Here is a 9,017-nt window from a genome sequence, read left to right as displayed (position 1 = left end):
GATTTGCTGCTGCTCATAAATGCAAACGCTACAAAAATCCCCAACAATCAAAAAGACGGCCCTCACCGGAGGAATACGCAAAATCAGGATGGCTGGGCAATGGCTCTCCGGTTTCCCGGCTGACGCGGCCCGGGTTCTCGTAACTGTAGAATGTGCCTGCTTCGCTTTTGGCCAGGCCTTCCGTGTCACGATTTGGATACGGCAAGGTGATGTCTTTCAGGTTTGCGATGCGGCCGGTTTCGCCTGAGCGCAGGATATCAAACCTGTGCCCGGTCCCCCGATCCGACAAGACGAATGCAGGCGTTCCACCCGGCTCGACCTCGATCGCAGACACACCACCAAGCCCCTCCAGCGATATGCTTCGCAGATAGGTGAGCGGGTCGGCCAGCGACGCGGAGGCGAGCCAGATCAGCGCGAAGCTAAGACGCCAGCGCATTGTTGAGGAAGATCAGCGACGCGCAATTCACGGCGCGGTTTGGCCGCGGGTGCATTCGGATCCCGCGGTTGTGGCGGCGGAGGGTTGAGGATGTTGTTGACCCATTGTTGCGCATCGGCGCAGCCATCGCCGCGGGGCGGCGGATCCTGCTCCACGCAGCCGCGGGCCCCGCGCGGGCAGTTCAAACGGACATGGAAATGATAGTGGTGCCCCCACCAAGGCCGCACTTTACGCAACCACCGGCGATTGCCCTTTTCGTCGTTGCACATCTTCACCTTCGCGCCCGGAAACACAAAGATGCGGGCGGTGCGTTTGTCCTTGGCCGCTTCTTTGATGATGTTATGATGTGCCTTGCTCCAGTTGTTGTTCACGTATGCGCCTTGGGCGCGGCGCAACGAAATGGAAGAGATGTTCTCCCGCTGGTTCCGGCTCAGGTTTAGCTGTGACGGAGGCAGCATCCAGATATCTATATCAAGGCCCATCTGGTGGCTGCGGTGACCCGAGAGCATCGGCCCGCCACGGGGCTGGCTGATGTCGCCGATATACAAGCCTTTCCAGCCGGGCTGTTTGGCGGCGAAGGCGGACAGATCCTTGACGAAATCGATCGCTTCGGGATGTCCCCAGTTGCGGTTGCGCGACAAGCGCATGGCCTGCCAAGTGGGGCCCGTCTCGGGCAGTTGCTCCGCGCCTGCGATGCAGCCTTTGGCATAGCTGCCAAAAGGTGCTGGCCTGTGGGCCGAAGCGTTGGATTTTGCCCCGAATTGCTGTTTGGCCAATTGCTGGGCGTCGGCATCGCTGCCAAGACCGAGGATCAAAGCAAAGGCGAGAGCGAGGCACTTTCCGATTTTGACCATGACGTTTGGTCTCCTTGGGGATGGACCCAGCGTAGCATGATCAGGCCCAAAAGAAAGAGGCCTAACAGCGGAGAAACGCCTAATTGCGTGCTGCCGGTCACTGTCGTCGCCACACCGATCAAAAACGGTGCAACAAATGCAGTTGCGCGGCCCGTCAGGCCATAAAGTCCGAAGCTCTCGGTCGGTGCTGCGGGGTTGCAATGGCGCACCATCAATGTCCGGCTGGCGGATTGCAACACACCGCCCATCCCGCCGATCAGAACGCCGCAAATGTAGAATGTGATATCGGGCACCATCGAACCTTCTGCAAGCGCGACGCCAAACATGCTGTCACGGGACAGGTTCACCAACATGAAACAGACACCCATCAACACCCAGATCGAAGCGATGACAATTGGCTTTGGGCCAAACCGTTTGTCTGCACGCCCGCCGATAAAGCTGAACAAAGACGCGGCAATGGCCGCAATGATCCCAAAAACGCCAACCTGAACGACGCTGAAATCCAGAACCAGGAGGGCAAAGGTGCCGCCAAAACTGTAGAGGCCGTTCAGCGCATCGCGATACAGCATCGAAGACCCCAGATAAGTGGCCAGGCTGCGACGCATCGGCAATGCTTTCACTGTCTGCCAAAGGTTATTGAGGGCAGACCCGGCTGAAATCCGCGCCTTGGTGCTTGGGGCGTCGCGCACCCACATGAAATAGGGGATCATGAAGAGCGCGTACCATATCGCGACAAACGGCCCGGTGATCCGGGTGCCTTCGCGCGTGTCCGCATTCAGCAGACCGAAAAGCGGTTCGATACCGATCAAGGTCTTGCCATTGGGCTGCTCAACAAAGAGGAGCAAAAGCAGGAACAGGGACAGCACGCCGCCCGCATAGCCGAAGCTGAAGGCCGAGCCGGATAGTTTTCCGATCTCTTCGCTGGTGCCCAGCGACGGCAATTGTGCGTTGATGAAGATCAGGGCAAATTCCGCGCCGATGAAGCCGAAGCTGAACGCGACGAGCATCCATATCAGGTTGCTGCCATCTGGCAGGGTCAGCCAAAGGCTGGCCGCCCCGACGACCAGCATGGCGGAAAATCCGATGATCCAGGGAATACGCTTTCCGGTGGTGTCCGCGAGCGCCCCCAACAAAGGTGCCCCAAATCCGATGATCAGGCCGGTTATCGTCAGGCAAAAAGACCACATCGCCTGGGCGTTTGCCTTGGCCAATTCCGTTTCCTGGCCCAGATCCAGAAAATTTTGACTGGCCAGAGACACAAAGAACGGGCCGAAAATAAACGTCAGCAAGACCGTATGATAGGGCTGACTTGCCCAGTCGAAAAAGAACCAGCCGCGAATGCGCTGGTTGTGACTGATTTCCGACATGCACGGTCCCTGACTTTATTGTTGGTCGGACCAAAGCAGTCATGGCGGGTTCTGGCAAGGAAAGGTTCAGGACACCTTGCGCATCGGTAACGGGGTTTCGTCCTGCATCGGGGGCCAGGGGCGCTGCGCCTCTGCCTTGACCCAGGCTTCGACCCATCCGGGCATCGGTGGCGATTTTACATCCTCGCCCATGGCTCTCAGGATACGGCCCGGCGCCACGATCCCGTTTTGGTCGGTGGCCGCCGCGCGGTACAGAACATGGTTGGCGCATTCGCCGTGCGCATTCCACATGGACTGCTCAATATACATGAACTTGTCGTCCCAGCAGACCCCGCGCGAGCGCATCTGGACCCGTGCAAATGCGCGCAGACGACGGCGGTAGCGGACCGAAGACCCTGCCATCGTCAGCCCCCATTTCTGTCCTTTCAGCGTTTTGACGAGCCCGGACCGGACACCGGCACCCAAGCGCCCGAGATCATAGATCGTCAGGGTGCGCCCATTGTTAAGCTCAAGGAATGCATCCAGATCCCATGGCCAGATGATGTGGTGTGACACGTGTTCGTCCGTCAGTCCGATCCTCGGCTGGCGGCTGGCAAGAAAAAGATCTTTGATGAGGCGAATAAAGGGAAACATGGTAACACTCCTGCACCCCTTTAAATGCTGCAACGCGGCATAAGGTCAAGGTCCTGCCTCAAGTGACCTTGCGCCAACGACGTGCACAGCCTACCTGTTGGCGGACAAGTAAAGGAACGCGCCCATGCTCGCTATCTATGGACCTTTGGATTTGATCCTGAGTGTCGTCTATTTCGTGATGATCGTGCACATTATCATGAGTTGGTTGATCAACTTTCAGGTCCTGAACCTTCACCAGCCGATCATATCGCAAATCTGGGTTGGCCTGAATCGGTTGGTCGAACCGATTTATGCGCCCATTCGCCGGATATTGCCGGATACCGGCCCGCTGGATTTAGCGCCCTTGGTGGGCTTGCTGATCGTGATCTCGCTCCGCGCCTATATTCTGCCCGTGATCTTCGGTTTCGCTTGATCAGGTCTTGTTCAGGCCCCGTTAAAATGTGACTCTGTAGGGAACGAGCAGACACATAATACGTAACAGGGTTTTCGAACATGGCTTCGGACAAAGCATGCGCTGCCACGCTGCTGCGAGACGTCTTTGGATTCGACGGCTTTCGCCCGGGTCAGGAACAGATCGTCGAGGCGGTGACCGCAGGTGAAAATACGCTCGCCATCATGCCGACCGGCGGCGGCAAATCGCTTTGCTTCCAACTGCCGGCGCTGATGCGCGAGGGGGTCACCGTTGTGATTTCTCCGCTGATTGCGTTGATGCGGGATCAGGTGCGAGCCTTGCAGGCGGCGGGCGTTTCGGCGGGGGCGCTGACCTCTGGCAACACGCCAGAAGAGACGGATGCCGTTTGGGAAGCGCTTGAGCGTGGCGCGCTCAAACTGCTCTATATCGCTCCCGAGCGCCTCGCCGCAGGTTCTTCGATGGGGATGCTGCGCCGGATTGGCGTCAATATGATCGCTGTGGACGAGGCGCATTGCGTCAGCCAATGGGGCCACGATTTTCGGCCGGATTACTTGCGGATCGGTGAATTGCGGCGTGCCCTCGACGTTCCATTGGCCGCATTTACCGCGACAGCAGATGCCGAAACACAGGTCGAAATCGTCGAAAAGCTGTTTGACGGCGTGCCCCCGCGCGCCTTCCTGCGCGGCTTTGATCGGCCCAATATCCATCTTGCCTTTGCGGCCAAGAACGGCCCGCGTGCGCAGATCCTGAACTTCGCGAGTGCGCGCAAGGGTCAGTCTGGCATCGTGTATTGCGGAACGCGCGCCAAAACGGAAACGCTTGCGCAAGGGCTGCGCGAGGCGGGGCATCTGGCGATCCATTATCATGGCGGGATGGATGCGGAGGACCGCCGCATCGCAGAGCGCAGATTTCAACAAGAAGATGGCCTGATCGTGGTTGCCACGGTCGCCTTTGGCATGGGGATCGACAAGCCTGATATCCGGTGGGTCGCCCACGCGGATCTGCCCAAGTCCATCGAGGCCTATTATCAGGAAATCGGCCGCGCCGGGCGCGACGGTGCCGCGGCCGAAACACTCACGCTCTTCGGCCCCGAAGACATCAAGCTGCGCCGCAGTCAGATTGACGAAGGGTTGGCCCCACCTGAACGGCGCATGGCGGATCACGCGCGCCTGAATGCACTTTTGGGCCTGGCGGAGGCGTTGGAATGCCGTCGCAAGACATTGCTTGGCTATTTCGGCGAAAGCGAAGTGACGTGCGGCCATTGCGACCTGTGCCAGACCCCGGCAGATGTGTTTGACGGGACCACGGCGGTGCGCAAGGCGTTGTCGGCAATGTTGCGCACCGAAGAATGGTTTGGCGCGGGTCACCTGATCGATATCCTGTTGGGCAACGAGACGGACAAGATCCGCCAACGCGGTCACACAAGCCTGCCGACCTTTGGCGTGGGGAAAGAATATACGCGCCCGCAATGGCAGGCCGTGTTCCGACAGATGATGGGGCATGACCTGGTGCGGCCCGATGCCGAACGGCATGGCGCGTTGCGTATGACCGATGCCGCTTTGCCGATCCTGCGCGATCAGGCCACGATCAAACTGCGCCGCGACACGATCAAGGGCGCTGTGCGCCGCCCGGCCGTCAAGTCCATGGTGTCGGAAGAGGACGCGCCACTGCTTTCGGCGCTCAAGGCCAAGCGCCGCGCGCTGGCGGAAGCTGCAAAAGTACCAGCCTACGTCATCTTCCCGGACCGCACCTTGATCGAGATGACGGAGCGGCGTCCCATGGATCTGGATCAGATGGCGCAGGTCAGCGGAGTCGGGGCCAAAAAACTGCAAAGTTTTGGCGATGCATTTCTCGAAGTGATCAATGGCGAGGCGGCGGCCCTGCATCCCACCCGGCGCAAACTGGCCGGGCGTACCGCCGGTTCGGTCTATGATAGGTTGCTCGAAGTGCAGGCGGATCTGGCCCGTGGGTCGGATGGAACGGACAAGCCGCTCAGTTGCTCCGCATCGCAACTTGCCAAGGTGGCGCAAATGCGTCCGGGCGATAGCTCCGCGCTGGAGCGCTTGCTCGGAGATCGCAAAGCCGAACGTTTTGGCCCCGCTTTTCTGGACGTCCTGCGTGAGGCGGGCTAGATCAGCCTCAACGCGGAAGAGGGTGGTAAGATGCTGGTAGTGATTTCCCCGGCCAAACGGCTGGACTGGACAGAGCGGACGGTGAAAACGACCGAACCTGCGATGCAGGAGGACGCGGTGCGGCTGGTCAAGACCGCGCGCAATCTGACACTGGGCAACCTCAAGTCGCTGATGGGGCTTAGCGATGATCTGGCGCGTCTGAACCGGGACCGGTTCAAGGCTTTTGCAGAGGCTCCGGAAACCGAGATCACGCGCCCGGCCATGCTGGCCTTTGCCGGTGACACCTATCAGGGTCTGGAGGCAGGCACCCTGTCCGAGGCTGACGTGGAATACGCGCAGGATCACCTTCGCATTCTGTCCGGGCTTTACGGATTGCTGCGGCCTCTGGACGCGATCCAGCCCTATCGGCTTGAGATGGGCAGCCGTTTGAAAACCCGGCGCGGCGCGTCGCTTTATGACTACTGGCGTGACGACCTGTCCAAGGCTTTGAACGCGCAGGCCGCAGCGACGGACAGTGACATCGTGGTGAATTGTGCCAGCCAGGAATATTTCGGAGCCGTGGCCGAAAAAGCATTGAAGCCGCGCGTGGTGACGCCGGTCTTTATGGAAGATAAGGGGCAGGGGCCCAAAATCGTCAGCTTTTTTGCCAAACGGGCCCGCGGTGCGATGGCCCGTCACATGATCCGGAACCGGGTGGCGGATATGGATGGCCTTCGCGCGTTTGATGCGGGAGGCTATGTGTTCCAGCCAGCGCAATCCGACGAGAACCGGCTTGTCTTTGTGCGCCCCTATCCGGTGACCTGACGCTCAACCCGCCTCGTCCAGATCCGCTTGCGGGAAAGGAAACGCCACGCCGTCCGGGCAATTCTCTGCGATCTTGCCGTGAATTTGCGGTTTGCGCAGCGGTTTGGTCAGATAGTGGTCTATCCCCGCGGCAAGAATGCCCTTGTCATCCCCGTCCAAGGCATGTGCTGTCAGGGCGACGATGGGAACATGACCGCCCGTCTCTTTTTCGAGGGTGCGGATGTGTCTGGTGGCTTCCTTGCCGTCCATTTTCGGCATCGAAATGTCCATGAAGATCATGTCAGGGACAAAGGCTGTGAATTGCTCGACAGCTTCTATACCATTGTTTGCAAATTTCAGATCGATGTCGGCATCCTTTACCATCTTGGTAAAGACAAGCTGATTGGTCTTGTTGTCCTCTGCCGCAAGCACCCGCATTTTGCGCAAGGGTGCCGGCTCCGGCTGCGGCGACGCGGCGATTGGCGGAATGAGTGGCCCGACACTTTGCAACTGTGCAAAGAGATCCGCGCGTGGCACCGGTTTTTGCACGATGGCATGCAGGTACTGCGCGCCGGGGTCTTTTGCGGCGATAGAGGGGTTCGAACTGAGCAACAGGATCGGTGTTTCGACCCCCGCCTTGCGAACCGCCTCTGCCAATTCGAGGCCGTCCATTTCCGGCATGTTATGATCCGTGAGGATCAAATCCACATCGCTGAGATGCTCCAGCGCTTCTGACCCGCTGGCGCAACAGATGACGCCGAGGCCCAGCTGTTCAAGCTGGCGTTGCAGGATCATACGGTTTGCAAGGATGTCATCGACGACGAGAACCCGGCGCAACCCTGCGGGCACAGGCGGATGTTCCGGCAATTCCTGATCGGTCATCTCAAGCGGGATGCGGAAGCAAAAGCACGATCCAATGCCTTCTTCGCTGGTCACCCACACCTCGCCACCCATCAGGTTTACGAGCCGTTGCGAGATCGCAAGGCCAAGCCCTGTGCCGTCAAACTGTCGGTTGCGTTCGTTTTCGACCTGATTGAACTCGCCAAAAATGTGGTCGATCTTGTCTTCGGGGATGCCGATCCCGGTGTCTTCGATGGCGATCGTGACGTCTGCCTTGCCATTCGCGGGGTCGGAAACGCCGGTGACGCGCACCAGAACGTGCCCTTCGGATGTGAATTTGACCGCATTGCCCATCAGGTTGGTCATGACCTGCCTGACGCGTCCGGGATCGCCGACATAGGACGTGGGCAAGAACAGATCGTAATCAAGCAGGATTGTCAGATCCTTTTCGCGCGCCGCCGGTTGAAGCAACATGATCACTTCGTGAATGCTGCGTTCAAGGTCAAAGGGTTCGGGGTGGAGTTGCAGCTTTTGTGCTTCAATCTTGGAATAGTCGAGCACATCGTTGATGATCACCAGCAGCGCTTCGCCGGAATTCTTGATCGTATCGACATAGAGCGTTTGTTCCTCGCTCAGCCCAGTATCGCCCAGCAATTCAGCCATGCCGACAACACCGTTCATCGGCGTTCTGATCTCGTGGCTCATATTGGCCAGAAAGGTTGATTTGGCGCGGCTGGCGGCTTCGGCCTCGGCGCGGGCGAGCTTCAATTCTTTTTCATAGCGTACCGATTCGGTGATGTTCAGGCCAAGCGATACGATGTCGCCCCCGGCACCTCGCCGGTCCACCAGCTTGATATACTGGTCGTTCCACAGCCGGATTGTGATGGGTTCAGGCGCGGCTTCGAGCCAGCGGTCCGCCATCATCTGGCGCCAGTCATTCGCGGCCAGCGACCCGGTGTTCACAATCCCTTCATCGGTCAGGACTTGCAGTATGGTGATGTAGTGCACGCCGGGCGCGATCACTTCGAGCTCATCGAAAACCGCCAGATAGCTGGAGTTTGCCGCGATCATCCGGCTGTCGGAATCGAAAAAGGCAAACCCGTCCGTGATCGTCTGAACCGAATGCCACAACCGACGTTCGGCAATCTCGACCTTTTGGTTGGCGTGCCCAAGCTCTGTTTTGACCCGTTCATTTTCAGTTTTGAAATTGGCCACTTCGGCGCGGGTTTCGACGATTTCGCCTTGCAGGGCCAAGGCATGTTTGCCGAGTTTGCGATTGGCCGCAGACAATTCGGCCTCTTTCAGCTCCAACAGCCGTTCAGCTGCCAATCGTCCGCGCCGTTCCTCGGCCAGCTTGTTTGCAAGGCTCATTCACCTGCTCCGCGACATTTCATTCGTTTCGATATGTCATGCGCATGGTGAACATCGACTTAATGGCAGCATTTCTTATGCGTTGCGCGATGGCTTGCCTGCGTGCCAAGTTGGTACTGTAACCTGACGTCTGGAAATTTAGTTGGAGATTGCGCTGAGAGCCCCTGCCGAGGCGTGCCCCGGCAGAGG

The 9,017-nt window shown here is 58.8% G+C and carries 8 protein-coding genes; 3 read left to right on the top strand and 5 right to left on the bottom strand.

Going from position 1 to position 9,017, the window contains the following annotated elements; translation table 11 throughout:
- Positions 1 to 28 precede the first annotated feature (28 nt).
- The 4 genes from LC354_RS24615 to LC354_RS24600 all read right to left on the bottom strand — a co-directional run bounded on the left by LC354_RS24615 (position 29) and on the right by LC354_RS24600 (position 3,290).
- A complete protein-coding gene (locus LC354_RS24615) occupies positions 29 to 436 on the bottom strand; it encodes an esterase-like activity of phytase family protein (RefSeq protein WP_223428619.1) in 408 nt (135 codons plus the stop codon).
- A complete protein-coding gene (gene mepA / locus LC354_RS24610; RefSeq protein WP_223428618.1) occupies positions 409 to 1,290 on the bottom strand; it encodes a penicillin-insensitive murein endopeptidase in 882 nt (293 codons plus the stop codon). Before mepA ends, LC354_RS24615 begins: the two co-directional genes overlap by 28 nt.
- The gene (locus tag LC354_RS24605; RefSeq protein ID WP_223428617.1) at positions 1,248 to 2,657 is read right to left on the bottom strand and encodes an MFS transporter; all 1,410 of its coding nucleotides are present in this window, start codon (positions 2,655 to 2,657) and stop codon (positions 1,248 to 1,250) included. Before LC354_RS24605 ends, mepA begins: the two co-directional genes overlap by 43 nt.
- A gap of 66 nt (positions 2,658 to 2,723) precedes the next feature.
- Positions 2,724 to 3,290, bottom strand: a complete 567-nt coding sequence (locus LC354_RS24600; protein ID WP_223428616.1) for an acyl-CoA thioesterase — start codon at positions 3,288 to 3,290, stop codon at positions 2,724 to 2,726.
- Positions 3,291 to 3,414: 124 nt separating this feature from the next.
- On the opposite strand from LC354_RS24600, the gene LC354_RS24595 reads away from it, so the two are divergent.
- The 3 genes from LC354_RS24595 to yaaA all read left to right on the top strand — a co-directional run bounded on the left by LC354_RS24595 (position 3,415) and on the right by yaaA (position 6,638).
- Positions 3,415 to 3,702 carry a YggT family protein gene (locus tag LC354_RS24595; RefSeq protein ID WP_223428615.1) on the top strand — a complete coding sequence of 96 codons (288 nt, stop codon included), beginning with the start codon at positions 3,415 to 3,417 and terminating at the stop codon, positions 3,700 to 3,702.
- Positions 3,703 to 3,782: 80 nt separating this feature from the next.
- Positions 3,783 to 5,834 (top strand): DNA helicase RecQ, encoded by a 2,052-nt coding sequence (recQ, locus tag LC354_RS24590; protein WP_223428614.1) that lies wholly within the window; start codon positions 3,783 to 3,785, stop codon positions 5,832 to 5,834.
- Between the two features lie 30 nt (positions 5,835 to 5,864).
- Positions 5,865 to 6,638: a peroxide stress protein YaaA gene (yaaA, locus tag LC354_RS24585; protein WP_223428613.1), complete on the top strand. Its 774-nt coding sequence runs from the start codon at positions 5,865 to 5,867 to the stop codon at positions 6,636 to 6,638.
- 3 nt (positions 6,639 to 6,641) lie between these two features.
- Here yaaA and LC354_RS24580 read toward each other — a convergent pair whose 3' ends face one another.
- A complete protein-coding gene (locus tag LC354_RS24580) occupies positions 6,642 to 8,828 on the bottom strand; it encodes a response regulator (protein ID WP_223428612.1) in 2,187 nt (728 codons plus the stop codon).
- Positions 8,829 to 9,017: the final 189 nt, after the last annotated feature.

The organism is Tateyamaria pelophila (assembly GCF_019966495.1).
In the GTDB taxonomy this organism is placed as follows: domain Bacteria; phylum Pseudomonadota; class Alphaproteobacteria; order Rhodobacterales; family Rhodobacteraceae; genus Tateyamaria; species Tateyamaria pelophila.
The sequence above is the reverse complement of the archived record's forward strand: the minus strand, read 5'-3'. Positions and strand labels throughout refer to the sequence as shown.